General features: G+C 62.4%; 19 protein-coding genes and 1 pseudogene. 11 read left to right on the forward strand and 9 right to left on the reverse strand.

The annotated features are described in order from the left end of the window. Positions 1 to 127 precede the first annotated feature (127 nt). Positions 128 to 1,198, forward strand: coding sequence for a universal stress protein (locus A4R35_RS01480; protein WP_112425871.1), 1,071 nt, complete (start codon positions 128 to 130; stop codon positions 1,196 to 1,198). Between the two features lie 140 nt (positions 1,199 to 1,338). Here the strand turns inward: A4R35_RS01480 and A4R35_RS01485 are convergent, their stop codons facing one another. The 4 genes from A4R35_RS01485 to A4R35_RS01500 form a co-directional block, all read right to left on the reverse strand. Continuing rightward, complete coding sequence (locus tag A4R35_RS01485) at positions 1,339 to 2,532, reverse strand: NAD(P)/FAD-dependent oxidoreductase (RefSeq protein WP_112425873.1); 1,194 nt, start codon at positions 2,530 to 2,532, stop codon at positions 1,339 to 1,341. Between the two features lie 34 nt (positions 2,533 to 2,566). After that, positions 2,567 to 2,818, reverse strand: a complete 252-nt coding sequence (locus A4R35_RS01490) for a sulfurtransferase TusA family protein (RefSeq protein WP_112425875.1) — start codon at positions 2,816 to 2,818, stop codon at positions 2,567 to 2,569. Between the two features lie 98 nt (positions 2,819 to 2,916). Continuing rightward, complete coding sequence (locus A4R35_RS01495) at positions 2,917 to 3,333, reverse strand: DsrE/DsrF/DrsH-like family protein (RefSeq protein ID WP_069802348.1); 417 nt, start codon at positions 3,331 to 3,333, stop codon at positions 2,917 to 2,919. 93 nt (positions 3,334 to 3,426) lie between these two features. Beyond that, entirely contained in the window at positions 3,427 to 3,912 is a 486-nt protein-coding gene (locus A4R35_RS01500) for an OsmC family protein (protein WP_223258139.1), read from the reverse strand. A 364-nt stretch (positions 3,913 to 4,276) separates the two neighbouring features. On the opposite strand from A4R35_RS01500, the gene A4R35_RS01505 reads away from it, so the two are divergent. Continuing rightward, positions 4,277 to 5,182 carry a universal stress protein gene (locus tag A4R35_RS01505; RefSeq protein ID WP_112425877.1) on the forward strand — a complete coding sequence of 302 codons (906 nt, stop codon included), beginning with the start codon at positions 4,277 to 4,279 and terminating at the stop codon, positions 5,180 to 5,182. Between the two features lie 112 nt (positions 5,183 to 5,294). On the opposite strand, the gene A4R35_RS01510 is transcribed toward A4R35_RS01505, so the two are convergent. After that, positions 5,295 to 6,419, reverse strand: coding sequence for a helix-turn-helix transcriptional regulator (locus tag A4R35_RS01510; protein ID WP_223258140.1), 1,125 nt, complete (start codon positions 6,417 to 6,419; stop codon positions 5,295 to 5,297). Positions 6,420 to 6,605: 186 nt separating this feature from the next. On the opposite strand from A4R35_RS01510, the gene A4R35_RS01515 reads away from it, so the two are divergent. Continuing rightward, complete coding sequence (locus A4R35_RS01515; RefSeq protein ID WP_112425879.1) at positions 6,606 to 7,037, forward strand: ester cyclase; 432 nt, start codon at positions 6,606 to 6,608, stop codon at positions 7,035 to 7,037. Between the two features lie 351 nt (positions 7,038 to 7,388). Here the strand turns inward: A4R35_RS01515 and A4R35_RS01520 are convergent, their stop codons facing one another. Together A4R35_RS01520 and A4R35_RS01525 are read right to left on the reverse strand one after the other, a co-directional pair. After that, positions 7,389 to 9,176, reverse strand: coding sequence for a bifunctional aminoglycoside phosphotransferase/ATP-binding protein (locus A4R35_RS01520; RefSeq protein ID WP_112425881.1), 1,788 nt, complete (start codon positions 9,174 to 9,176; stop codon positions 7,389 to 7,391). A 280-nt stretch (positions 9,177 to 9,456) separates the two neighbouring features. Further along, positions 9,457 to 11,529, reverse strand: a complete 2,073-nt coding sequence (locus tag A4R35_RS01525; RefSeq protein ID WP_112425883.1) for a heavy metal translocating P-type ATPase — start codon at positions 11,527 to 11,529, stop codon at positions 9,457 to 9,459. 298 nt (positions 11,530 to 11,827) lie between these two features. Between A4R35_RS01525 and mgtA the strand changes: the two genes are divergently transcribed. Beyond that, positions 11,828 to 14,431, forward strand: a complete 2,604-nt coding sequence (mgtA, locus tag A4R35_RS01530) for a magnesium-translocating P-type ATPase (protein WP_112425885.1) — start codon at positions 11,828 to 11,830, stop codon at positions 14,429 to 14,431. A gap of 176 nt (positions 14,432 to 14,607) precedes the next feature. Here the strand turns inward: mgtA and A4R35_RS01535 are convergent, their stop codons facing one another. Further along, positions 14,608 to 14,880 (reverse strand): SHOCT domain-containing protein, encoded by a 273-nt coding sequence (locus tag A4R35_RS01535; protein ID WP_112433928.1) that lies wholly within the window; start codon positions 14,878 to 14,880, stop codon positions 14,608 to 14,610. 328 nt (positions 14,881 to 15,208) lie between these two features. Between A4R35_RS01535 and A4R35_RS01540 the strand changes: the two genes are divergently transcribed. Next, complete coding sequence (locus A4R35_RS01540; RefSeq protein WP_112425887.1) at positions 15,209 to 18,004, forward strand: bifunctional acetate--CoA ligase family protein/GNAT family N-acetyltransferase; 2,796 nt, start codon at positions 15,209 to 15,211, stop codon at positions 18,002 to 18,004. Positions 18,005 to 18,152: 148 nt separating this feature from the next. Here A4R35_RS01540 and A4R35_RS01545 read toward each other — a convergent pair whose 3' ends face one another. After that, positions 18,153 to 19,181: a universal stress protein gene (locus A4R35_RS01545; RefSeq protein WP_112425889.1), complete on the reverse strand. Its 1,029-nt coding sequence runs from the start codon at positions 19,179 to 19,181 to the stop codon at positions 18,153 to 18,155. A 445-nt stretch (positions 19,182 to 19,626) separates the two neighbouring features. Here A4R35_RS01545 and A4R35_RS01550 point away from each other — a divergent pair, with 445 nt between their 5' ends. The 6 genes and pseudogenes from A4R35_RS01550 (at position 19,627) to A4R35_RS01575 (ending at position 26,100) form a co-directional block, all read left to right on the forward strand. Then, positions 19,627 to 20,775, forward strand: coding sequence for an MFS transporter (locus A4R35_RS01550; RefSeq protein ID WP_112425891.1), 1,149 nt, complete (start codon positions 19,627 to 19,629; stop codon positions 20,773 to 20,775). 64 nt (positions 20,776 to 20,839) lie between these two features. Continuing rightward, positions 20,840 to 23,128: a molybdopterin oxidoreductase family protein gene (locus tag A4R35_RS01555; RefSeq protein WP_112425893.1), complete on the forward strand. Its 2,289-nt coding sequence runs from the start codon at positions 20,840 to 20,842 to the stop codon at positions 23,126 to 23,128. A 68-nt stretch (positions 23,129 to 23,196) separates the two neighbouring features. After that, positions 23,197 to 23,697: pseudogene (locus A4R35_RS25185) on the forward strand (4Fe-4S dicluster domain-containing protein); the annotation flags it as partial. Positions 23,698 to 24,000: 303 nt separating this feature from the next. Further along, positions 24,001 to 24,555 (forward strand): QcrA and Rieske domain-containing protein, encoded by a 555-nt coding sequence (locus A4R35_RS01565; protein WP_112425895.1) that lies wholly within the window; start codon positions 24,001 to 24,003, stop codon positions 24,553 to 24,555. Then, positions 24,552 to 24,911: a hypothetical protein gene (locus A4R35_RS01570; protein ID WP_112425897.1), complete on the forward strand. Its 360-nt coding sequence runs from the start codon at positions 24,552 to 24,554 to the stop codon at positions 24,909 to 24,911. The genes A4R35_RS01565 and A4R35_RS01570 overlap by 4 nt, the downstream gene beginning before the upstream one ends. 94 nt (positions 24,912 to 25,005) lie before the next feature. Continuing rightward, a complete protein-coding gene (locus A4R35_RS01575; RefSeq protein WP_112425899.1) occupies positions 25,006 to 26,100 on the forward strand; it encodes a tellurite resistance/C4-dicarboxylate transporter family protein in 1,095 nt (364 codons plus the stop codon). Positions 26,101 to 26,640: the final 540 nt, after the last annotated feature.

The raw sequence follows: 26,640 nt of genomic DNA on the forward strand, positions 1-26,640 counted from the left end.
GGCCTGTGGCATCCAGCCAGTTCGCCTGGTGCGCTACGAGGTGAGGCCAGGGCGGTGCCGTTGGGCTAAGCGAGCAGAAGGCCTATGAGCCCCTCTGGCTTCAGAGAGCAGAAAGGAGCAGCCTACCATGTTTCGCCGCATGCTTGTGCCCCTGGATGGCACCCCTGCCGCTGAGCGAGCCTTGCTGATCGCTGCCCATTTGGCTCGCGCGGCCCAGGGATCGGTGACGGTGTTGCGCGTGATCGAATGGCCTCCCCCGGGGATGCTCGCCGATAGCAGCACGCTCTTCGACCCTTCCAGCAGCCTGGCAGAGCACGAGATTGCCAGGGCCACGCACTACCTCAACGAGACTGTCCAGAACTACGCGCAGGCCCTTGAGCATCTGCCAGTCGAGCAGGAGGTGGCCTTTGGCCCTCCGGCCTCGACGGTGTTTTCGGCAGCGCGCCTGGAGCAAACGGATCTCATCATCCTGTGTACCCACGCCGCCAGTCGGCTCAAACGGTGGCTTGTTGGCAGTATGGCGCAGCAGGCTGTCAGACGCAGCCCGGCCCCCCTGCTGGTCTTCCATGAGCAGGGGCCGCTGCTGCCGTTCCCACGGCCAGGGCGCCCGCTGCGGTTGCTGCTGCCGCTGGATGGCTCGCTGACCGCGGAGGCCGCCCTCAAACCGGCCTTCCAGCTCCTGGCGCTGCTTGCTCCACCTGCGCTGAGCCTGGTGCAGTTGTTGAGTATCATCGATGTTCCTGGCTATGGGTCGCTAGGGGGACTGCGTATCCCAGACCCGGGCCTGCGTGAGCAGCTCCAGGAGGAAGCCAGGAGCTACCTGGAGGGAGTGATGCAGCGCATACGCCAGGAGCAGCTGGCCGACCCTGCTGTGACGATCACGTCCACGGTGATCGCCAGCAGCAATGTCCCGGGGGCCATTCTCAAGCATGCCGCGGCTGAGGATGCGCAGGACCCGGCCCAGCCCTTCGATCTGATCGCGCTGGCCACCCACGGACGCAGTGGCCTGGCCCGTCTCCTGCTCGGCAGCGTCACTGAGCAATTGCTGACCAGCAGTAAGCTCCCCCTGTTCATTGTTCGTCCTGGGATGTTGCATGAGGGCGATGGCGCGCAAGAAGAGCCAGCCGGCCAGGCTGAGGAGCACAAGCCGCCAGCAGCTGACGACTCAGGGGCCGCCAGCTGGACGGGCCTCCTCTGATCTGACCTCGACCGGCTGGGGCTGGCGCGTCCAGCTTTGACGCTGAGAGGCGTGCCATCTTTCCGGGCACGCCTCTCTCGTTGATTACCGGTAGACCTGACCAGCTCGCTCCCCGGCTGGTCCTTTGCACCAGCTTCAGCCTAAATGAGACCCTGGGGGATCAGGTGCCAGTAGGCATGGTTCAGCAACTGCTTCTCCAGGTGGTAGAAGAGACTTGGGCGCGGAGGCTCGGGCGGGTGCTCGTAGTTAAACACCAGCTGCGTGGCCTGGCGGTTCCCTGTCTCCAGGAAACACATCACCTCTCCATCGTAGAGACCCTCATCCCCCTCAAGTGCCTCTCCACGGATCGCTGCCACCAGGCGCCTGGCCAGGACGCGGGCTTCAAAGTGAGCGGTGGAACCACTTTTAGGCACGGGCAGATCGGTGGCATCCCCGAGAGCGTACACATGCTCCTGTCCTTTGACCTGCAGGGTGTGGCGATCGGTCGGAATCCATCCCTGGCTATCTCCCAAACCGGATGCCTCGATGACCTGCGCCCCACGATGCGGAGGGACCAGGATCAGCAGGTCGAAGGGGACCTCTTCGCCTTCCAGCGAGCGAATCACCCGGCGCTGCTGGTCGATAGCCTCCGGCGTAAAGAAGACCCGTGTGGCGATCTCACGCTCTTCCAGCAAAGGAGCCACCATTTCCGCCACCCGCTCGATGGTAAAGACGCGCGGGAGCGGATAGAGGTACTCGATGACGGTGTGCTCCCGGAGGCAATGCTGGCGAAGCCAGTCGTCGAGCAGAAAGGTGAATTCCAGGGGGGCAGGAGGACAGCGGTAGGGGATACCGGCTACTGCAATCACGATGCGCCCGCCGGGAAAAGTGCTCAGGGCCTGACGAAGCCGCAGCGCTCCCTCGGTATCGTAGAAATGATGCCATACCCCCGGCCCCTCTTCCAATCCTGGCAGATCGGCGAAGGCGAGCCGCGCCCCTGTGGCCAGCACCAGATCGTCGTAGACAAGGACGCTCTCCCTCTTTCCGCTGGCTGGTTCGAGGGCGCTGCTCTGGGAGACGTGCACCTGATGATTGGCCACATCGATCTGTTCCACCTGCCCGATCAGCAGGTGAACGCGCTGGTGCAACAATGTCCGCTCATCACGGACCAGCAATTGGCTCTGCGGATCGCTGTCGTTGAAGGGCATATAGAGCCAGAAAGGCATGTAGACATGCCTTCCCGTGCTATCAATGAGGGTGATCTCGGCTTCATGCGGGCGTAACTGCCGCGCCAGCATATTGGCCGTGATCGTCCCTCCGACTCCTCCACCGATGATGATAATCTGTCGAGGCATAGGTAGGCCCTCCTCTCTCTCGGTCTGCCTGGCGTTAGCGTTTTCTGCGGACAACGAAACGGGTATATCCCTGCTCCGGGAAAGCCCCCAGCAATTCGTGGCCGGCCTTCTGTACCCAGGCCGGAACATCGCGGGCCGAGCCTGGATCGCTGGAGAGGAGCGCCAGTGTTCCTCCGACCGGGATGGCTCTGATCCCCCGTATCAGCTCCATGAGGGGGCCGGGGCAGAAGCTGCCCCGCGCATCGATTTCTTTATCAACCTGGATTTCTCCCGGCTTCTCTAGCATGGTATCCTCCTTTCTGGCTCTCATCTGCTGCTATTCTGCCCGCTGCCTCCGCTCAGGCAGGGTAAAGGAAGTGGGGCAGGCAGACAGACAGGCAGGCCTCAGATGAACAGGGTGATGCGGCTCTCGCTGGCACGTTCGATGAAGCTCGCTACACCGACAACCTCTTCGACTATCGGCTCGAGATCTTCCAGCTTCATGTCGAGCAGCTCCAGGGTCATAGCGCAGGCATAGACATGCACCTGACCCAACTCGCGCGCCTGCTGTAGTGTCTCTAGCCAGCCAGGAACCTGCTTTTTACGCATCTGCTCCAGCAGGACAGGCCCGAGATCGCCGGCGTCTTTGCTAACGCTCACAGTGGCCTGGGCTGCTCCCTTACGGAAGGCCTGCAATCCCCACGTCGTGAGGAACAGCTCGACCTCCAGCCCCATCGCGACAGCTCCACTGGTCAATGTGGCAACGGCCATGAGCTTGTCCGCTGTTCCAGAGAAGACGATCAGCGACATGCGATTTTCCATGATGCCTGTGACTCCTTCCTTCTTACTTATCTCGCTTGTCCCGACCAGGGACGAGCATTCAGGTCAGCCAGGTGGGCCGCGTGGGCTGCATACTCACTGTGCCGTGGTATTCTTGTTAGCGGCTGCCTCCGCGACGACCTCTCGTCCCGTGTCCACGTCAAGCAGCCGAAAGGTATGGGTAATGCGCGCGACTTTGTTCAGCATGGCCTCGGCGCTGCAATAGCGCTGTATTGAAAGATCGAGTGCTCGGGCCACTGCCTCGGCCTGGAGCTGCCTTCCCGTGAGGAGATGCTCCACTCTGATCTCTCTAAAGACTTTCGGATGGGTGGCTGAGCGAATCCCCTCGACGACGATCTCGTAGGAGATCACTTGCTGACGTTGCTTGCGCAAGATGGAGAGCACGTCCATCCCGCTGCAGCCGGCCAATCCGATGAGCAGCAGCTCCATCGGACGAAAGCCTGCATCGTGGCCACCGTGCTCCGGCGCAGTATCTAGCCTGAGATGGTGGCCGGAGCCAGCTTCGGCTTCAAAGCTCAGGCCCTCGACGAGTTTGATCTGGGCCGTCATTCGTTCTGCCATTGGTCTTCTTCCTCCCTTGAGAGAGGTCTTAGCCTTCTCTCGCTAGAGCAGTATAGGCGCCGTAGCTCACCAGGCCATCACGAGGGTCTGGCCAGCCTTCTCAAGGCGGTCACAACGGCCAGCAGAGGAGCCACTGGTATCTTTGCCCGCGCTGGCTCCCTTCCTTTCCAGCCAGGCAAGGGGAAGGGTCCTGGAGTGGTCCAGGAGTGAGCGCTGTCTGTGAGGAGCAGAGGGAGGAGTTGAGAGAGTCCTGAGAAGGGGAGCAGTCATGCTATGAGGGAAAGGGAAGAAAGGTCGAATCGAACCCCTGTGGCTTCCTTCACGACATGGGGAAGGCCGCTAGCAGGGGTGGAAGGAAGAGAGCATGTTTCAGCGCATTTTCGTTCCTCTCGATGGCTCGCGGCGCGCTGAGCAAGCCATAGGCATCGCAGCGCATCTGGCGGCTGCGGCTCACGGAAGCGTTCTGCTGTTTCAGGCAGTTGATCTGCAGCCTGAGCGATGGCCTGTGTTTTTCCGTAGTCACCAGGTGCTGGAGGCTGCCACGTTCACCGCCGTTGCTCAAGCGCAAGCGTACCTTGAGCAGCAGGCTCGCGACCCTGCACTCACAGGCCTGCCTGTGGAGACACGGGCCAGGGCCGGGAAAGCGGCTTCTACCATCCTGCGTGAAGCTGAAGCGACGCAGGCCGACTTGCTGGTGTTGGCCTGTCATGGTCCCAATCCCTGGGCAGTGGGTAGTGTCACAGCCCAGCTGATACGCCACGCTCCCGTTCCTCTCCTGATATGGCGCGAAGATAGCCCGTGCCTCGGTCAGGCTGATATGCAGACCAGACGTCGCTGGCGGCTTTTGGCTCCCCTCGATGGGTCACTCTGGGCAGGGGCTGCTCTGGTACCGGCGATCGCCTTGATGCGAGCGCTGGCCACCCGGGCCGAAATCTCGGTGCATCTGTTGCGTGTCGTCGTGCCTGTCCCTGTCCAGGGTGAACAGGAAGGAGCGCGCTGGCTGCAGCAGCAGCGTCTTCGCCAGGCTGAGGAGGCTTTGTCGCAGGCAGGCAAGGAGCTGGAACGGCTCTGGAGACGCAGCGCGGCCACAGTGCAGCCTCCGGCGCTCACCTGGTCCGTCGCTGTTGATCCTGACGTGGTGCATGCTATTGGACAAGCGGTCCATCCCGATGAGCCGTTTCCTGGCCAGGATAGCACGGGCACACCCGACTTGCTGCTCTTAAGAGCCTATCCGAATAACCCCGCAACGCGAAAAGCGGCTAAACTATGAGCAAGATGGAATGCATTCCGAATTCGATGTACCCACTTGCACAGCCGACGACGCAAACCCACAGAATGAGGCGCAGAAGATCAAGCCGTCGCCACTCTCCCGGCCTGACAGGCTAGGTGAACCAACCATCCGCACCCAGGTCGCGGCTCGACAGGATCCGTGGCTGGTACTGCTGGGCAAAGAGTTGCCCGACCAGCTCTCTCCGGCTGCGCACGCCGACTTTCTCGAAGATCGCCTTGAGGTGGTCCTGCACCGTATCGGACGAGATGTGGAAGGCGTTGGCGATCTCTGCCGTTGACCACCCGCGCAACACACTCTGCATGATCTCCCCCTCGCGCCGGGAGAGATCATACGCCTGCGCGATCAGCGGTGCAATTTCCACTGGTCGTGCCACCTCAAAGATCACGGCGATCGGTCCTGGCATGCTCGGCCCCGACAACCGCGACGCATGGAGCACCAGCCAGTGGCCAGAAACGGTGCGCAGGCGCACCCTGGGCATCAAAGTCCCCTCGGCATCCATCCCCTGCTCAATCGCTTGCAAGCGAGCCACCACGGCAGAGACAGCAGAGGGGAGGGCCTGCTTGCGTGGCCAATCCACCTCGGCGACCTCCACGAGCCACCGCTCGGCAGCCGGGGTGATTGCCACCACCGACAGGTCCTCGGCCAGCAAGAGCAAACCCGGCTCGTCCGGGACGTGTGATCGTGCTGTACTCTTGAGCAAGAGGGCCGTGCGCAGTCCCTCAGCCATGTGGGGTGTGAGCCGTCCGAGGAAAGCCGCCTCGGCGGTGGTGAAATGGGGACTCGACCGATCGCGATGCAAACACATGAAGCCCCAGCAGGTACCCCCTGTGATCAAGGCCGCGCGCAATTCGTCGCCTAAGGCCAGGGGAGCCAGGATATCCCGGTAGCGTGGACTCTGCTCCAATTCGCTTCGAGTAGCCTGGATCAGCCCACCAATCGGCGTGGCGCTTCTGGCCAGCCAGGAGAATTTGTTGACATCGTCCTGCAGGAATTCGTTCTGGAGGAATTGGGGCGTGGCGCGCTCCAGAATCTCGTCCACCACCGCCCCCGTGAAGAGCAGCGTTGCCGGATCAGCGGTCGTGAAGAAGAACACGTCGATGGGGATCACCTTGCGCAGTTGCTTGATCAGTTCGAGCCGCAGCGTGCGGGAATCAAGCCCGGCATGACATAACCGGATGATCTCACGCCTGACCCGCTCTGCGCTTTGCCTCTGCATTGTCCTGCTCCCTCCGCTCGCCTGTTCCTGCTCGCGATTCCTTTTCACACCCCATTATACACGCTGCGCATGCGCAACATCATCCCAGTTTTCTGGGATTGCCCCACGACACGGCTTCCAGTATGCTTCGTGCAGTGGAGCTGGTTCCACAAATGAAGAGAAAAGCAAAGCAAAGGAGAACCTCCCATGACACAGGATGAGAACAAGGCGGTCGTGAGCCGTTTTGTCGAGGAGTTTTGGAGCCAGGGGAACATAGCTGCGGCAGATGAACTCATGACTGCCGATGCGACGATCGTTCTTCCTGGAAGAGGACAAGTGAGCAAGGAGAGCTTCAAAGCGTTCGCTGTGACCTTGCGCAGCGCATTCCCCGACTGGTATTCCACCCAGGAAGAGCTGATCGCCGAAGATGATCGGGTCGGCGAGCGCTGGACAGGACGGGGCACCCACCGAGGCGAGTTCCTGGGGGTCCCACCGACCGGCAGGCAGGTCACGGTGCCCGGTTTCGTCTTTTACCGCCTCACTTCTGGCAAGATCGTGGAGTTCCGCGGGCTGTTCGATGGGTTGAGCATGCTTCACCAGCTTGGTGCCATACCGCCACCTGAACAAGCTGAAGCCTGATCGATCCATCGTTGCTGGTATCCACAGGTTTGTCGAGGTTCTCTAAATAGAGCGGCGTAATTACTGCGGATAATTCTGGCACTTTTGAGTACGCTAACTGCACTAATTTCCCGCAGTTGTTTCGCCGGTTTATTTAGTGCGCCTCCCCATCTTGCTTGTTCCCCCCGAGCCTTAAGACAGATCCTCGACGGCGCCGCTCAGGCACCGCCGCAGATGGGCCAGTGATCAACGAGTAAGCAGCGAGCCGGGCCGTCCCCAATCAGAGAGATGCCACCTGCCGCCTGACAGAATCGCAGCCGTTGGCACGAGAAGAGACCAACGGCTGCGATTCTGCGAGCACGCGCCATGTGCCTAGGGTTGCACGAGTCGACAGGCCAGGCGTGGCTGCCCCAGGATGTCGAGCAACTGAGCAAGCAGCACTGGCAGCGGGCGGTCGGTACGGAATGGCACCCCTGTGATCTTTTCCGTCGCCGGAAGGCATGGCTGCCAGTGAGCACACTGGGCATCGTAGAGGTCTGGCCGCCCATCAGAGGCCTCGACGGTGCTCGATTGCAGCGATGCCTCGCCGCTGCTGCTGCTTGAGCCTGAGGTGGCGACTCGCTGGCGCTGGCCCCAGCGATGGCGGAGCCGTGCTAAAGCTTCTTCCTTTGGACAAAAGCACTCGATGAAGAAAGTGGGAATGCCCTGAGTGGCAGCGGCCTGGGCCATGATCTGCCGATCTTCGCGGCGCAGAAAGGAGGCATCCAGAATCACCGAGCGCCCTTCTTGCAAGGCCAGGATGGCCAGGGCATGGAGCGCCTGATAGGTACGTGTTCCCCAGGCCGGGGCATAGATTCCCTCCCCAAAAGCCTCAGCTCGTGTCTCACCGGGAGCGAGGCCCGCCAGGCGCTTGCGGATCACATCGGACGAGAAGAGCGCCGCCCCAGTCGTTTGGTGGAGGGCTCGCGCCAGCGTGCTTTTGCCCGTACCCATCAAGCCGCCGATCATGACCAGCGTTGCCCCGGCAGGTCGGCTGGCATAATGAGCGGCCAGAGCCAATAAGGCGCTCGCCTGCTGCTGAGCCTGATCGCGCTCCTCTAGAGGGACCTCGGGTTCATCCAGCAGCAGCGAGGCCACTTTGCCACGCACGCAGGCGCGATAGCACAGATAGAAGGGCAGCACCTCACGTAAGCTCTCATCTTCTGTGGCCCTGACATAGGCATCGACAAAAGCATCCGCCAGGTCCACTCGTGCGCTGTACTCCAGCTCCATTGCCAGGAAAGCTACCTCGGCGGCGACGTCAGCATAACGAAAGCGGGTATTGAACTCGATCCGGTCCAGAAAAAGAAGCTGTGGCTCCTGCTGCCCGGCCTCGGGGGGAGACTCCAGCCAGTAGACGTGCTGGAGGCGGAGGTCTCCGTGCCCATCGCGGATGCGCCCCTGGGCAATGCGCCCTAGCAACAGCGCCCGGCGCTGCGCAAGAAACTGCTCGACGTAGCGTTGAATCTGCTCGTAGGTTGAGCGATCCAGGGTGCGACCAAGGTAGGGCTGAAGCTGGGTCAGAGTCTCCTGCCAGTTGAAAGCTAACAGCTCCGGCTGGCCATAGCGGCGTACTTCGTCATCTGCGCGGGCCTCGGCGTGGAAGGCGGCCAGACGTCGAGCGACCGCTTCGAGCATCGCCGCCGAGAGGCGACCGCTCTGGAGCCAGCCGGCCAGGGTTGCTGTCTCGGGGAGATGGCGCATCACTACCGCATAGTCAACAACCGTGCCGCCTTCGAGGGAAGAGGCAGGCTCTGGTACGCTCTCCGGCGAGAAGATCGGGCCGATATGCATCTCCTCTCGCCGGGTACGCACGATGGGGGCTACGCCCAGATAGACGCCGGGCGCCAGCGGGGCATTCACAAGGACTTCCTCCCGACACCACTGGCGGCGCAGCATCGGCGTCGAGTAATCGAGAAAGCCCAGATTCACCGGCTTCTTCAGTTTATAGACCAGATCAGGAAGGAGCACAACTATGGAAGCGTGAGTCTGCACTAGCTGAGGAGCTGAAGCGGCGGGCATCGACTGGGGCTGGGCGCCTGCGGCAGGCGCTGGCACCTTCCCGGCCAGAATAGTGGTGATCATGGCCTCTGCTGCCTGCATGACCGATGGCGCTGGCATGGTGCTTCTCCTCAGATGGCTCAGCAACACGATGTCCTCAAGACGGCAACCTGACTGACAGGAGGCAGGAAGGTCGCTGCCAGACTATCCCTCCTACCTGGTCGCTACGGCTCCATCGTCGCACCGGTCCTGAGCCACTCCGCCGGTAGAAGCCAGCTGGCAGCGCCTTCCAACCCGAGACAAGAGGAGCAAGGCCATTCGTTCTGCTCCTGCCAATAGAACCATAGCACCTGCACTGCACGGCTACCTCTCCAGGCTTCGGCAAATGCTCACAGGGCGCTCACAGTACCCGCCTGTCCTGCCCGGTTTCTAGCGGGATGCGGCTCACGCGCAAGGCATTGAAAATGACCAGAACATCAATGCCCTCTTGCAGAATGGCGCCTACAGCCGGCGGTATCCAGCCAAAGGCCGCCAGCAGCATCGCTGTCGCACTCAATCCCATGCCCACCCAGATTCCCTGGCGGGCGATGCCCATGACACCGCGCCCAAGCCGTACAGCGGTGGCAATGCGCCGTACATCCTCGGAGAGGAGCACGGCATCCGCGACGCTGGCCGCTGCGGTCAGCCCCTGCTGTCCCATGGCAATCCCCACGGTGGCGGTGGCCAGCGCGGGCGCATCGTTGACCCCATCGCCGACCATCAATACTTTGCGCCCTTTGTTGAGGTAATCGCGGATGACCTGGACTTTCTCTTCCGGTAAGCAGTGCGCTACCACGCGGTCCATGCCGGCGAGCGCTCTGATCCGCTGGGCCACCTCCTCGCCGTCGCCGGTCAGAAGCACTGTTTCCTCGATACCTGCTTGCTTGAGATCAGCCATGAGTTGGGCAAGATCAGCCCGGGGTCGATCCTCCAGAACGATCAGCGCCAGGCAGTAACCATTAACGGCCAGAAAGCTGGCGATCTGGCCGGCTGCCGTCCACTGCTCGCGGGCCTGCAAGAGGACCGGCGGGAGCGGGATTCCGCGCTGACGCAGAAAGGTACGGTTGCCCACTGTGACCTCATAGACCGGCTCCTCCGGCGCCGCAGTCAGATGGACGTGCCCCGCGACACCTTTGCCAAAGACCTCCTGGAACTGCTCAGTTAGTCCAGGAACCAGCCCTTGCGCGCGGGCGGATTCGACAATGGCCCGCGCCAGAATATGCGAGGAAAGCTGTTCCACTGAGGCCGCCAGGCGCAGCAAGGTCGCCTCATCGAGGATGGGAGCCTCAGCAGGCACTTCCGACGCCGGTGCTCGCCAGAGCCTGGAGACGGAAGGCATCCCCAGGGTCAAGGTCCCGGTCTTATCAAACACGGCCACCTGTACCTCACCGAGAGCTTCCACAGTCGCGCCGCTTTTGACAATGAGGCCAGCCCGGGCCGCTCGGTCGATGCCGGACATGATGGCAATCGGCGTGGCCAGAATCAGAGGGCAGGGCGTGGCTACCACGAGCACAGCCAGGGCCGTGATACCGCTCCCGGTAAGCAGCCAGGTCAGTGCAGCGAGCGACAGGCTTACAGCGGTAAAGAGGACGCTGTAGCGATCAGCCAGGCGGTGAAGAGGAGCTTTCTGCTCTTGAGCCGCGGCGACCAGGCGCACAATCTGAGCGTATTTGCTCTCAATGCTGCGTCGGGTAGCACGCACTTCGAGCGGGCGATCGAGATTGAGGCTGCCGGAGAGCACGGTCGCCCCCACGGCCTTCGGTTGCGGCAGTGGCTCGCCCGTTAGATCGGCCTCACTCACGTACGAAGAACCAGCTACTACCTCGCCATCTACAGGAATCAGCTCGCCGGGCTTGACCACTACCACCATGCCCACTTCAATGTCCTCAGCGGGTAGATCGACCAGCTCCTGCCCACGCCAGATATGGCTGATGCGCGGCGCGCGCTCGGCCAGGGCTGATAGAGAGCGACGAGCCTGCCGGAGCGCATACGCCTCCAGGGCTTCGCCCCCAGAGAGCATCAGCACGACAAAAGCTCCAGCCAGATATTCCCCCGCCAGGAGCGCCCCGATGATGGCGAGAATCGCGATGAGGTCGACGCTCAGTTCCCGACGGCTGAGCTGTCGCAGCATCTGCCAGCTCAGGGGAATGCCTCCCATCACCGTGATCACCAGGAGCACCCAGCGCGCAAGGTCGGCGCGTCCGCTCAGCCAGCAGAGGAGTGCGACGAGGAGCAGCAAGAGCGCTGCGGAAGGCAGAGGATAATGACGCGACAACTCCCCCAGGGCTTTGAAGCTGAAGCGCGGCGGCGGTTGAACCGATGCCGCCTGGGCAAGGAGTGGCTGCACGGGAGTCGTCGCTCTCTTCCCGCGCTCTGGGTCTGGGACAGGCTGAGACTGCTGAAGGGCAGGCTGACGCCGATGGACTACTGGCATAGTTGGATATCCTTTTTCTCCTGTAGTGGAGGGGCAATGTTCCACTCCGATGGACGTTGCTTCTCACCACCAGGATACATGCCAGTGGTCACACGTCCATCACAGCCTGCCAGTCCTATCTCACGGAGCGCTTTCCACCCTGTCTGGCCCGGCTTCGCTGACCCGCCTCAGAGGGGCATTGTGATAGCGCTGTAACCATCCTTGAGATGGCCGTGAGCCAACCGTGATGACGGCCTGCTAGATTCGAGGTGATTCTGTTACTACCAGACTATCAAGGGAAGAAGAAGGAGAAACGTTTATGCCCGGTCTACCGCCCTCCTCCCAGAGGGAGCCGATCACGACCACAATAGCTGCCGTTAGTCCACGCTACAGCCAATCGCTCAGCCAGCTGCTGGCCGAAGTGCGCTCCTCAGAGCAAGGACTGGCCGAGGAAGAAGCGCGTCGCCGCTTGCGCCAATTCGGTCCCAACGAGGTCGCGGCTGAGCGGACCAGCTCGGGGGTGGTCCAGCTCGTACGGCTCTTCCTCAACCCGTTAGTCGCCGTTTTGCTGCTGGCGAGCCTGGTCTCCGCCTTGCTCGGCGAGCTGACCAACGCTCTCATCATTGCGATTATCGTCCTCCTGAGCCTGGTGCTGAACTTCTTGCAGAGCTATCGCTCTCAGCGGGCCGTCGAGCGCCTGCGTTCGTCTGTCGCCCCTGTGGCTCACGTCTTGCGCGATGGCCGCTGGCAAGATCTCCCCCGCCGGCTGCTGGTTCCCGGCGATGTCATTCGCCTGGCCGCCGGTGACCTGGTGCCAGCAGATGCTCGTCTGATAGAGGCCCTGGATCTCCATGTACAACAGGCCGCGCTCACAGGTGAATCGCTGCCGGTCGCTAAATGGGCCGAGGAGACAGCAATCACGCCGGCCCATCCCGCCGAAGCCCCCAGCTGGGTCTTCCTCGGCACCTCCGTGGTGAGTGGCAGCGCCCTTGCCCTCGTGGTAGCCACAGGTCCACGGACAGCCTTCGGGGATGTGGCCATTCGTCTGGCTCAGCGTCCGCCTGAAACCGAGTTTGAGCGCGGCCTCCGCCGCTTCAGCTTCCTCATTCTGGAAACAGTCTTCTTTCTAACGCTCTTTGTGTTTCTCACCGGTGTCCTTCTGCGTCACCCGCTTTTCGAGTCCGTACTCTTCGCTCTGGCTCTGGCAGTTGGGCTAACGCCTGAGTTCCTGCCGATGATCGTCACCATTACCCTGGGACAGGGAGCCGTGCGCATGGCCAGGCGCAAGGTCATTGTCAAGCATTTGGAGGCGATCCAGAACTTTGGCAGCATTGATATCCTGTGCACGGATAAAACCGGTACTCTGACCAGGGGAGAGATGACGCTACAAGAGGCCTGTGATCTAGGGGGGCAGGCCTCCGAGCGTACCCTCTTCTTCGCTTACCTCAACAGTGCCCTCCAGACCGGTTTCAACAGCCCGCTTGATCAAGCGATCCAACGCAGCGGCGCTTTCTCGCTGGCCGCCTATCGCAAGTGTGGCGAGATCCCCTTTGATTTTGAGCGGCGCCGCCTCTCCATCATCGTCGAGCGGACCAACACCGCCAGACGGCTCCTCATTATCAAGGGGGCCCCCGAGCATATTCTTCCGCTCTGCACTAGCTGCGAGCTGGATGGCGTAGCCCAGCCGCTGACAGCTGCCCTGCGAGGTGAGGCTGAAGCTCTCCATCAGCGCTTCAGTCAGGAAGGGCTGCGCGTGCTCGCCGTGGCCTATCGGGAACTGCCTCAGCAGGAGCGCTATAGCCAGGCGGACGAGCAGGGCCTGACCTTGTTGGGGTTGCTGACCTTTGTCGATCCACCCCAGGCCGGTGTCGCTGAGGCCATTGACGCCCTGGCCCAGGACGGCGTTCAGGTCAAGATCGTCACAGGCGATAACGAGCTGGTAGCTCGTCATATCTGTCGCCAGGTAGGGCTAGATCCAGCGCGCGTGCTGGTAGGCAGCCAGCTAGAACGCATGAGCGATGCCGCCTTACTTGGCGCAGTGGAACATGTCACGCTCTTCGCTCGTGTCTCACCTGCACAGAAAAGTCGCATTTTGCTGGCCCTCAAACGCCGTGGTCATGTCGTGGGCTTCCTGGGCGATGGCATCAATGACGCGCCCTCGCTGCACGCGGCAGATGTAGGGATCTCGGTCGCCGGTGCCGTCGACATCGCCAGGGAGGCCGCCAGCATTCTCCTCCTGGAGCAGAGCCTGCAGGTGCTCCACGCAGGCATTCTGGAGGGGCGCAGGGCCTTCGGCAACGTGATGAAATACCTTCTGATGGGTACCAGCTCCAACTTTGGGAACGTCTTCAGCATGGCCGGAGCCTTTCTCCTCTTGCCTTTTCTGCCGATGCTGCCGGCCCAGATTCTGCTCAATAATTTTCTCTACGACCTGGCGCAGGTCACCATTCCCACCGACCACGTCGATGCCAGCCTGATGCTCAAGCCGCAGCGCTGGAACATCGGCCTGATCCGCAACTTCATGCTGCTGGTCGGACCCATCAGTTCGCTCTACGATTTCTTGACCTTTTTTGTCATGCTTGCGGTCTTTCATGCCTCCGAGGCCCTCTTTCACACCGGCTGGTTCATCGAGTCCCTGGCGACGCAGACCCTGGTGATCTTCGTGATCCGTACCGCTGGTCATCCACTGCGCAGTCGTCCCAGCCTGCCGTTGACGCTCACCACCCTGGCAGTGGTCGGCTGCGGGCTGCTGCTGCCCTGGACGCCGCTGGCCGCTCCACTGGGCTTTGTGCCGTTGCCTGCCGGCTACTTCCTCTTCCTGGCAGTGGCCACCCTGACCTACCTGGCACTGGTCGAGCTGGTAAAGGGGCGCCTGTTGCCAACCGGCCAGCAAACTGGCCTACCGGGTCAGGCGCAACCCTGAGCGGCGCCAGCGGCTCCTGACCAGAATCAAACGCCGTCAGCTCTGCAGAGGCAGCGATGGAATCTTCTGCAAAGCTGACGGCGGCGCACGGGCGGACCAGCTATCTGCAGTGTCCAAGACAAGATGCCTGCCCGATAAACGTCTGTGCTTCGCCGTTGCTGGTTCTTCCTCCGGGATCATTGCCGGCTCTCCTCAGAAGAGCGCAGACGGGCTAGCATTTCGTCAAAGGTCGCGGCGTCGATTTCTCCGCGCGCGTAGCGCTCCTGCAGAATCTGCAAGGGAGAGCGATTCGGCCCCGAGGGATACAGGCGAGACGGTCCTCCTGAGAACCAGCCTTTCCCTCTGGCCAGACGGAACAGGGTCCAGGCCAGGGCCGCCAGCAAGATCAGCCAGAGAACGGCCCCGAGCCACATCCAAAGCATGCCTCCGCAGCCAAAGCCCCACATCATCAGGATCACCTCATTTCTTGAGCGTTTCCTCTCCTTGAACAAGCCAGGCGCACTCGTTGCCTTGCTTCAGATACTATAATCCGCTCCCACGCTCTCAACCTGTTCACTGCGCCGCCCAATTGACTCACAATGCCCTCACAGGATGCCGGTGAGTTGAGGAGAAGCATGCGGCGCGCTGTCTCTTGCCCCTCTGGCGGCCCGTCGTGATAGAACTGAGAGGAAGGCGGCCAGGGAAGAGAGCGGATCGTGAGCTGGACGCGCTAGGCTGGTGGTCGAGACCAACAGGATACAAGTACGCTCTCACATGCTGAGGAAAGGAGCAACCGCCATGCCCCAGCCCCGACCCCTGCCGGGGGGGTCAGCAGCGTCGAAGGGGCAGCCGACCACACTCTTTGACCTGCCCTTTTCGCACCCCCTGCGTGTCTTCTTTGCGCCTCGCAGTATCGCCGTCGTTGGAGCCACTGAGCGCCCAGGCAGCGTCGGGCGAGCCGTGCTCGCGAATCTGACCACTGCTCCTTTTGGCGGCTCCGTCTTTCCGGTCAATCTCCATCGCTCCAGTGTGCTCGGCAGGCGCGCCTACCCGCGCGTCACGGATCTTCCAGCGCCGGTGGATCTGGTCGTGATTGCTACGCCGGCGGAGACCGTCCCTTCGGTGATTGCCGACTGCGTGGCCGCCGGGGTCGAAGGGGCGATCATTCTCACTGCTGGTTTTCGCGAGCGAGGTCCAGCTGGCCAGGCCCTGGAGCGCCAGGTCCTCGAAGAGGCGCGACGCGGCGGACTGCGGCTTCTGGGACCCAACTGTCTGGGCCTGATGAACCCGCGCCTGGGGCTGAATGCGACCTTCGCCAGCGGGATGGCCCTGCCGGGACAGATCGCCTTCCTGAGCCAGAGCGGGGCCTTATGCAGCGCCATTCTCGATTGGAGCCTGCAGGAGCACATCGGCTTCAGCGCCTTTGTCTCGGTCGGTTCGATGCTCGACCTCGGCTGGGGGGAGTTGCTCGACTACCTGGGGGATGATCCGCATACCGGCTGCATTCTCCTCTATCTGGAGACCGTGGGCGACGCTCGGGCCTTCCTCTCCGCGGCCCGGGCCGTGGCACGGCGCAAACCCGTGATCCTCTTGAAAGGGGGTCAAACTCCCGAGGCTTTGCAAGCTGCCATCTCCCACACGGGGGCCATCGCCGTGCGCCAGGAGATCTTCGAGGCAGCCTGTAGTCGCTGCGGCCTGCTGCAGGTGGAGAGCATCGACGAGCTGTTCGCGATGGCAGAGGTGTTGGCGCGGCAGCCCCGCCCCCAGGGGCCACACTTCACCATCGTGACCAACGCGGGCGGTGCCGGTGTGCTGGCTGCCGATGCGCTGGCGAAAGCCGGGGGGACGCTGACCCCGCTCTCCTCGGAGACACGGGCCGCCCTCGATGCGCTGCTCCCCCCCTACTGGAGTCGCCAGAACCCGGTAGACATCCTGGGGGATGCCGATCCCGAACGCTATGCCCGGGCCATCGCCATCCTCTCTCGTGAGCCGGCCAGCGATGGCTTGCTGGTCATTCTGACCCCCCAGGCCATGAGCGACCCCACCCGTACCGCCGAGCGCGTAGTTAAGGCCGTGGCAGGTAGCACCCGGCCCGTGCTGGCAAGCTGGATGGGAGGCAGCAGCGTGGCAGCGGGCCACGAGATTCTGACGCGCGCCGGCATTCCGACATTTGCTTCCCCGGATACGGCGGCCCGCGCTTTCTGCGCCATGTGGCGCGCCAGCAAGCATCTACAGGGCCTCTACGAGACGCCCAGTGTGGTGGACGATCCCGAGGAGAGCGCCGGTCGGCGCGCGCAGGTCGCCGGCTGGCTAACGGCGGCCCGCCAGGCCGGGCACACGCTGCTCAGCGAGCCGGAGGCGAAAGCGGTCCTTCAGGCATACGGCATACCGACCGTCGAGACCCGCATCGCGCTCACCGAAGACGAGGTGGTCCAGCAGGCGGAGCAGCTCGGCTACCCGGTGGTCCTGAAGCTACTCTCCCCTACGATCACCCACAAGAGCCGTATGGGGGGCGTCCGCCTCGCCCTACGCACGGCTGAGGAGGTACGGCAGGCCTACCGGGCCATCGCCGAGGCTGCAGAGCGCCAGGCGGGAGCCGGGCAGATGCAGGGGGTTACGGTGCAGCCGATGGTCACGCTGGAGGGCTACGAGCTGATCGTGGGCAGCTTCTGCGACCCCCAGTTTGGGCCGGTCCTGCTCTTTGGCAGCGGCGGACGCCTGGTCGAGGTGCAACGCGATACCGCTCTGGCGCTGCCGCCGCTGACCACGACGCTGGCGCGACGCCTGCTGGAGCGCACGCGCATCTTTGCCGCCCTCCAACATGGGGCTGCTGGCCTGCCAGCGGTGGATCTGACGGCACTCGAACGCCTGCTCGTGCGTTTCAGCCTGCTCCTGGTCGAGCAGCCGCTGATCAGGGAGTGCGACATCAACCCCGTGCTGGCGGCAGGCGATCATCTGCTTGCGCTCGATGCCCGGATCGTGCTGCATTCGATTGATGTGCCCGAAATAGCACTGCCGCGCCCGGCGATTCGTCCCTACCCAAGCCACTACATCGGGAGCTGGCAGCTCCCTGATGGCACACCGGTGACGATCCGCCCGATTCGCCCGGAAGACGAGCCGCTGATGGTGCGCTTCCACGAACGGCTCTCGGAGCGCAGTGTCTATCTGCGCTGGCTGCATGTCCTTGGTCTGAGTCAACGCATCGCCCATGAGCGGCTGGTAGATCGCTGCTTCATCGACTACGATCGAGAGCTGGCCCTGGTAGCCGTGGCTCGGGAGGAGCCGTCGGGCGCTGGCACAGGGACGGCAGAGACTCTGCTGGGGGTCGGGCGTCTGATCAAGCTGCCCGGGGGAGAGGAGGCCGAGTTTGCGCTGCTGATTGCCGATCAGGTGCAGGGGCAGGGACTGGGAACCGAGCTGCTGCGGCGCTTGCTGGAGATCGCCCGGCAGGAGGGCTTGCGACGCTTGCAGGGCCGCATACTGCCAGAGAACCAGGCCATGCTGCGGATCTGTCGCAAGCTTGGCTTCCAGCTGACCTACAATCGCGAGGAGCAGCTGATGCAGGCAACCTCCCTATTGCCAGAAGGGAGCTGATCAGGGCAGAGAACGCTTCCCGTGAGGAAGGGAAGAAAGCGCGCGCAAGGGAGCTGGCAGCGGATCGGCCTCGCAAAGTCTGTACTGGCCCACCGGGGCCAGGGGCTGGAGCTCCCTTGCGTCAGTTGTCGCTGCAGCTGGCGACCGCTCAGTCAAGGTCGTCCTGCAGCGTGCCCCAGGGTGTGCGCGGCGCCTCTTCGATTCCCTGGGGACGAACGATCAGCAGCGGCAGGCGGGTCCGGGCCAGCACCCGCTCGGTCACGCTCCCCAGGAGCCAGCGCTGCAGACCCTCTCTGCCGTGGGTGGACATGGCCAGCAGATCACAGCCCCGGGACAGAGGCGTGTCTGCCAGGTCCTGGCCCTGCTCAGCCACATCAAGGATGGTTTGCGCTACATCAGAGCCGGTATGCACCGACCAGGTGAGCTCAAGCTGCAGGCCAGCGACCTGGGGGGCGACAAGCCCGGCGCGGATCTGTTCCACGGTGGTCGCCAGATAGCGTCGGGCCCGGGCCAGGCGCCGTTCGCGCTCGTGTTGGGCCGCCTCATCAGCAGGCTCTTCCTCATCGGCCTCCACAACCGCTAGCAGATGCAGAGCGGCAGGGGCCGGAGCAGCCAGCGCATGGATCAGAGCCGCAGCTGGCTCCAGGGCAGCCTTGGCCCGAACGGAACCATCAAGCGGTACCACGGCCCGAAAGGGGCGCTCGTATCCCGGTTGCGGACCGGCCAGCATCTCACCGTGAGCACGGAGCACCAGGACAGGGATAAGTGCGTGACGAATCAGCCTGAGCGCCACGCTACCCAGGGCCCAGCGCTGCAGACCTCGATAGCCATGACTGCAAAGCACCAGGAGGTCGGCGCCTACCTCTGGCCCAAGACGCAGCAGCTGATCGGCGGGGAGCCCCGAACGCACGATCTTTTCTGTGGGCACGTCATGGAGAATCGGCAGGGCGGCAACGTGCTGCAAATAGGCCTCTGCCGCTTCCGTGGCGCTCTCCAGCCATGAGTGCATTGTCACTGGATCAAGCGCGGTCGGGGCCCAGAGCAGCGCAGTACCAGTCTGCACAATGCGGGCCAGAATCAGGCTGCCTCCACTGGCACGTGCCAGCCGGGCCGCCACCGGGAGGGCCTGCTCTGCGCGCTGCGAGCCATCCAGCGGGACAAGAATACGGTGAAACATCCATGACCTCCTGTTTCTCACAGGGCGCTGGCCCTTGCTCAGCCAGCTCGCCCAGCCTATTGTCTCTTGCCTGCAGTATCGCAGAACGAGCACACAAAGCGGTCTCAACCGTGACGGTGGGGCTCACAGCAGGATCACAGCCCTCGCTCCCTCTGGCCACTGCCGATCTTACTCTCTCCGAAGGATGAGGCCAGAGGGAGAAGAGCGGCGCATCCACCGCCCATCCACTGGCAGGATGCAAGTGTGACGGAAGCGTGACGTTCTCCCCGCGTCTCAGACCCGAACGGCGTGTTATAGTTGTCTTACAAAGACAAGAGAGAAAGACGCCCGGTCCGGTCGCTCGTGGCTGAGCCGTATCACAGGAAGCAGCTCTTTCATCCGTTGTCGTCCTCGCGCTGGCTCGAGTCTCTCTGGAGCAGGCAACGCAATAAGAAAGGAGAAGATCGTGAGTCAGGCCGCTCCTCTGCAGCAGCATCCTCCGGAGCCTGGCCCTTCCCATCCGCAGACCACGGTGGTCCGCTCTCGTTTTCAGCCGGGATTGCGCACCCGCTGCATCCTGTACGGGGTGCTGGCCGCTGCCGCCTTGACTGGCCTGATCGCCCTTGGATCGCGCGGCTTTCACTGGTTTGACGCGGCTCTCATCGGCTACGTGGTGGCCACCATCTTCGCCACTGCTGCCGTGACTTATAAGTACAGCTTCTGGCTGGCTCGTCCCCCGACTGGACGCTACTGGCGACGCAGCTGGCGGCTCTTCTTCTCCTACGAGAACTTCCGACGCTACACGACGCTGATACCGCTATCAATCCTTGATCTCTTCTCCCAGCAATTTATCCGCCGTCGCAGCATCTATCGCTGGATCATGCATCAGTGCATCTTCTGGGGAGTGCTGCTGTCCTGCTGCATCACCTTCCCACTCACCTTTGGCTGGATTCGTATGACGCTGACGCCGACGGGCGAGCACCTCCTCTGGTTCTTTGGCTTTCCCCTCTTTTCGTTTCGCCCGGAGTCGGTCCTCGGATTCCTTATTTATCATGCGCTCGATATCACAGCCTTGCTGCTGCTGGTTGGGCTGGTTCTGGCTCTTCACCGTCGCTTTCACGACCTGGCTCTGATCAGTATCCAACGCTTTGGCTTTGACATCGTCCCTCTGGCGTTGTTGCTGGCCATTGTGGTCAGCGGGCTGGCGCTCACCGCCGATAGTGCCTGGCTAGGAGGAGCCTACTACTGGTATCTTTCGCTGAGCCATGAGGTCGTGGTGGTGCTCTGGCTCATCTCTCTGCCGTTTGGCAAATTCTTCCATCTGATCGAGCGTCCGGCCACGGTGGGGATCGAGCTGTACTGGAAAACTGGTGAAGGGACAGCGTGGCAGCGCTGTGCACGCTGTGGAGAGGCTTTTGCCCCGGCTCGCTTCATCGAGGATCTTAAGAAAACGCTGCTGGAGGTAGGCGAGGACTATAGGCTGCATCGCGATAGCTCTGCCTCGAGGCCGGAGCAGGCGCTCTGGTGGCAGGATCTTTGCCCCGCGTGCAAGCGTATCGCGCGTGGGCAGGCAACGCTAGCCGCCATTGATCCCGAGGGCAATCGCTTTCTGTAAGTTGTCAGGCCAGGCCAAATGGAGCAAGATTGGCTCCACTGCGTTGTTGAAAGAGGGGTTCGCTATGTCTGTCGATAAGAGCATCTTTCGGCGACGGCAGCGCCAGAAAGAGACCTTCGATTTCCATGCTGCGACCAGTGTCCCAACGGCCTGGGAAACCAGCCTCGACGTCGAACGCTATGTTCCCACGCACTGCTGTTTCTGCGGGGTACAGTGCGGGATGTATCTGAAGGTGGCGAATGGCAAAGTGGTCGGGGTCGAGCCACGGGAGGATTTTCCCCTCAATCATGGCATGCTCTGCCCCAAGGGGACCAATGCCTATCAGCTCGTACACCATCCCGATCGGCTGAGGCAGCCGCTGATGCGCAAGGGGGGAAAAAAGAGTTCGCTGGAGCCTGTAAGCTGGGAAGAGGCGCTTGATACTATCGTCCAGCGTTTCCAGGAGGTGCAGCGGGCCTATGGCAGGGACGCTGTAGCTGTCTTCAGCGGCTCGACGATGACCAATGAGAAATGCTATCTAATGGGGAAATTCGCGCGTGTCGCCTTGGGGACTCGCCATATCGATTACAACGGGCGACTGTGCATGTCTTCTGCCACCGGCGCCAACGAGCGCGCGCTGGGTATAGATCGGGCAGCCAACCCGATCAGCGACATGCTCCACGCTGATTGTATCTTCGTCATCGGGGCCAACGTGGGCGAATGTTTCCCTATCATCACGAGCTATCTCTGGCAGGCGCGTGATCGTGGTTGCAAGCTTATTGTGGCCGACCCGCGCCAGACGCCAATTGCCCGCACCGCCGATATGTTCCTGCCGCTGCGTCCTGGAACGGACCTGGCTTTGCTCACTGGCATGCTGCATGTCCTCATCAAAGAAGGGCTGAGCAACGAGGCGTTCATCCGCGAGCGCACGGTCGGCTGGGAAGAAACGCGGGCGCTCGCTGAGCTATATCCCCCAGAGCGAGTGGCGCGCGTCTGCGGCCTGCGAGCGGATGCCATCGTCGAGGCGGCGCGTCTCTACGGGCGAGCGCGAGCAGCCCTGATTTATACGGCGCGCGGGCTGGAGCACCAGAGCAAAGGAGTCGATAACGGGCTGGCGGCAATCAATCTGGCCCTGGCCACCGGCAACTTTGGCCGGCCAGGTGCCGGATACTGCACGCTGACGGGCCAGGGCAATGGCCAGGGAGGAAGGGAAGTCGGTCAGAAGGCCACGCAACTGCCAGGGTGCCGTGAGATTGAAGATCCCGAGGATCGGGCCTATATCTGCTCGGTCTGGGGCATTCGCGAGGATGAGCTGCCTCATGCTGGCTATCCTGCCACCCTGATGATCCCGGCGATGCTGCGGGGAGAGATCCGCGCCTGTTTGCTGATCTGCTCGAATCCGCTCGTCTCGTTACCCGACCTGCATACCGCCGAGCGAGCTTTCCGCAGCCTGGATTTCTTTGTCGTTATCGATCCCTTTCTCTCAGAGACTGCTGAGCTGGCCGATGTGGTGCTGCCGGGCAACCTGTGGGCCGAAGAAGAGGGCACCACAACCTCGCTCGAAGGACGCGTCATCAAGTACAATCAGGCGGTCGATCCACCTGGGGGATGGCAGGACTGGCAAACGATCTGCGAGCTGGCGAGGCGCCTGGGCAAGGGCCAGTATTTTGCCTATCGCTCGCCGCGCGACATTTTTGATGAGCTGCGCCTCTGCACGCGCGGGGCCAAGTCCGACTACTGGGGAATCAGCTACGAGAAGATCGAGGAACAGGGAGGCGTCTTTTGGCCCTGTCCGGATGAGGAGCATCCGGGGACGCCGCGCCTCTACGAGGAGCGCTTTGGCTTCCCTGATGGGCGAGCGCGCTTCCATGCGGTGCCCTACATTCCGCCAGCGGAAGAGCCGGACGAGACCTATCCCTTTGTCCTGACCACGGGGCGGGTGATCTACCACTATCTCTCGGGGAACCAGACACGGCGCATTCCCTTCCTGCGTGAAATGGCGCCCTATCCCTGGGTTGAGCTGCACGAGCAGACGGCTCAGCGTCTGGGAGTCGCCGACGGGGACTGGGTGACGGTGCGCACACGCCGTGGCGAGATGACGGCCCCGGCCCTGGTCGTGCGCACGATCCGCCCCGACACGCTCTTTATCCCCTACCATTATGGACAGAGCCAGGCGGTCAACCAGCTCACGAACCCGGTGCTAGAGCCAATGATGAAGATCCCGGAGTTCAAGGTCTGCGCAGCGGCTATCGAGAAGGCCCCGGGACCACCGGAGTGGGCCCAGGCGCTCAATCAAGAAGACCTCGCCCGGGCACAAGAACGGCGACGTGAGCTACCTGCCGCGGCCCGCCGGGCCACGCCGCAACCGCGCTAGGAGCGAGCAAGCGAAGAAGAGAAGGAAGGAGGAGAAAGAGCGTGCCTGAAACGGTGACCATCAAGCAAATGTTCCTCGATCCTTCGCGCTGCATCGGCTGCCGCTCCTGTGTAGCCGCCTGCCGTGAGTGTGATACCCATCGGGGCGAGAGCATGATCTACATCGATTACATCGAGCGCGCTAACACGGTGGCCTCCTCGCCGACCGTCTGTATGCATTGCGAGGACCCGCTGGCGCCCTGCGCCCAGGTCTGCCCGGCCCAAGCTATTCTTGTAAGTCCCGATGGGGTGGTGCATCAGGCTGATGAAACGCGCTGCATCTATTGCCGAAACTGTGGCTACGCCTGCCCCTTCGGGGTACCCAAGTTTGATATTCAAGGGCACTATATGCGCAAATGCAACCTCTGCTACGACCGAACCAGCCAGGGCAAAGGTCCTATGTGTGCCACGGTCTGTCCGACCCAGGCCATTTTCTATGGCACCTATGAGGAGTGGCTGGCGGCAGGCCGGGGACAACAGGGGGCGAAACCTGTCAATGTCTTCTATTTTGGTCGCCAGCGTGTGCGAACCCGCAACTACGTGGTGCTCACCGAGGATGACGAGGCTCTCGATCTGCTCGCACTCCTGGACAAGGCCTCGCTGGGTCTCGGACAGGAGGCCCCCGCAGCAACAGCGAGCCGCAACGCTGCTGACTGGGTGGATGCTCGAACGGCTGGCCTCCCTGAGCGGGCTGCGCCTGCTCAGCCCTGGACGCCACGTGAGCCGGCCCCTGCTCCGGTACCAGCCAGTCCGGCAGGGCCTGCCGGAAGGGATGCAGCCAGATAACCTGCCTGTCGACCATGCCAGTAACGCAGACGGAAGGAGATTCTGCCTATGGAATCAGCAACACATCGCTTTCGGGTCCGGCGCCAGGGTCAGCCCGGGTCGGCGCCTCACCCTCCTGAACCTGCCGTCGAATGGCGCCAGGAGTTCCCATATGTCTGGAGCGAAGATGAGGTAGTCACGCGGCGCGATACCCTCTTCTTCCTGCTGGCAGGCTCTGGCGCCCTTTGTCTGGCAACGGGCACCCTGGCGCTCGTGGGAGCAGTTTCGGAGGGAAGTCCCGCAAAGGTTGTCCCCATTGCCCGTGTAGACGAGCTGGTAGAGAATGGCTGGAAAGTGTTTGCTTACCCGGACGAATACGCGCAAGGCATTCTGATCAATCTGCCGGGTAAGGGACTGGTGGCTTACAGCGATGTCTGCACACATCTCTCCTGTGCGGTGACCTACCAGCCGGAGAGCCGTCGACTGTATTGTCCCTGCCATGAGGGTCTCTTTGATGCCGCCACGGGTGATGTGCTGGCCGGGCCTCCTACGCGCCCACTGCCTATCATCGAGTTGGAGGAGCGGCAGGGAACCATCTACGCTGTGAGGATGGTGCTGCGATGAGTCAGACAGCGAACGAATGGGGAGAGCCGACAGGACTTCCGCTGGATCGTTCATTCAGACCGGCCCGCGCCAATCCAGATGACCCACCAGTTCAGCCCCCTCCGCGCGGGCGGCATGGCCTGCTGCCTGGTCCACGCTATCTGAGTATTCCGGGGCGGGCGGCCATCGTCCAGGCACAGGTCTTGCTCGTCGCGCTCATTGTCATGGTACAGCTCTGGCTGGTGACCGATGCTCTCTACGAGCTGCTCTCGGGGCGGACACGGCTGCTGCTCTGGCTGGCCATCGCGAGCCTGCTGGCCTTCCTTCTGGCACTCGTGATCACGCTCTGGCCGAGCCGTCAGCTGGCTGAGAAATGACGGTGAAGCAGTCAGGAGCGCCTTTCATCTCAGCAGGCGGGATGCTGATCACCTGGTAAGGCAACCAGTGCATCTGTGCAGAGGAGAACAGGACGTGCAACGGCGTTCTTTCACTGTCTATCGAGCGCAGTGGTGGAGCTGGGTCAAACAGCTCTACCCCGGCTATTTTGCCTGCGTGATGGCCACAGGCATCGTCTCGGTCGCTTTGTTCCTCGGCCAGGTCTTCCTCCTCTCAGCAGTGCTGGGCTGGCTTGGCGGTGGCCTCTTTCTCTTCTTGCTCGTTGTCTATGGGTTGCGGCTGATACGCTATCCCAGAGCTGTTTTCCAGGATGCGACCGATCCCGGGAAGCTTTTTGGCTATTTCACAGCAGTTGCGGCTCCGGGGGTGCTGGCCACGCGCGCTGCTCTCAGCCACTGGGTAGCGCTTCCTGTGATATTGACAGGGTGGGCGGCTGGGATCTGGTTCTTCCTGACCTATTGGGCCTTTGCCGTCCTGCTCTTTCGCAACGACCGACCGCTGGAGCAGTCGGTCAACGGTGGCTGGCTCATTACCATTGTCGGGACCGAATCGCTGGCAATCAACTGGATCGTGCTGAGTGCTTTCTGGCCCGATCAGGCGCCGCTGCTCCAGTTGACCGCGTATGCCTTCTGGACCCTGGGGGTCTTGCTCTATCTGATCTTCATCACCTTCATCGTCTATCGGTTCTGCTTCGCGAAGATCCAGCCTGCCGATCTGACGCCTCCCTATTGGATCAACATGGGAGCAATGGCGATCACGACCGTAGCCGGTGTCCGTTTGTTGCAGGCGCCGCATCCGGTTCCGCTCCTGGTGAGTGTCCAGCCCTACATCACCGGGTTCACGCTGATGATGTGGGCCTGGGGTACGTGGTGGCTGCCGCTGCTAGTGCTCATTGGCATCTGGAAATACGGGGTGAGGCGCCAGCCCGTGCGCTATGAGCCAGCGCTCTGGAGCATGGTATTTCCGCTGGGGATGTATGCGACGGCGCTGCACCTGCTGGGGCAGTTGCCCGGGCTGGCCTTCTTGCGTGCGCTGGCCACCCCTTGTACCTGGATCGCCTTGAGCGCCTGGCTGCTGGTGATGGGAGGCTGGGTGTTCTCCGTTGGTCGGGCGGTACGTCGAAGGCAGGCGGGCCAGGAGCAGCCAGCGCAGCCAGCAGCTGTTTCCTGACAGGGACATGGGGCGAGAGCAGCGTTTGCGCCAGGCTGGAGAGGGCCGCTGGCCCTGCCAGGGGTGGTTCAGGGCGGCGCTCGTCTCTCCTGGTGACACTCATCGTCTGCCTGAATCTGGGGCAACCCGATCATCCTATCAGTCTGGCAGGTTATCTGGTCTGTATGCTGGTCTAGCTGGCTTGCGCGGGCGTGGTGCCACTGCTTATTGTTGCTGGGCTGGGCGCAGCCTGCTGCTCGTCGTGACTCCCTGGATCGTGGAGCTCCTTTCATGGTTGTGTTCTCGTGGAGACAGGCCGTGCTTCTCGCGGAGCCTGCTGCAAGGGAACGAGATCGTGTCTGGCCCTGCCTGTTGCTCCTCCTATAGAGCGCGTGGACGTGGCCAAGGCTCTGCTCTTGCTCGCGTTTGAGGAGCCAGGCCGTGCCCAGGCCCTGGTACTTCCCGGCATTGATTTCTGTTGCTGCAACGACCAGAGGCAGGATAGGCTGGTCCCTGGCGGGAGGAGGAGGCAGGGCATCCGGCTGGGCTTGGTGTTGCGAC

It is taken from the genome of Thermogemmatispora tikiterensis, assembly GCF_003268475.1.
Taxonomy (GTDB): domain Bacteria; phylum Chloroflexota; class Ktedonobacteria; order Ktedonobacterales; family Ktedonobacteraceae; genus Thermogemmatispora; species Thermogemmatispora tikiterensis.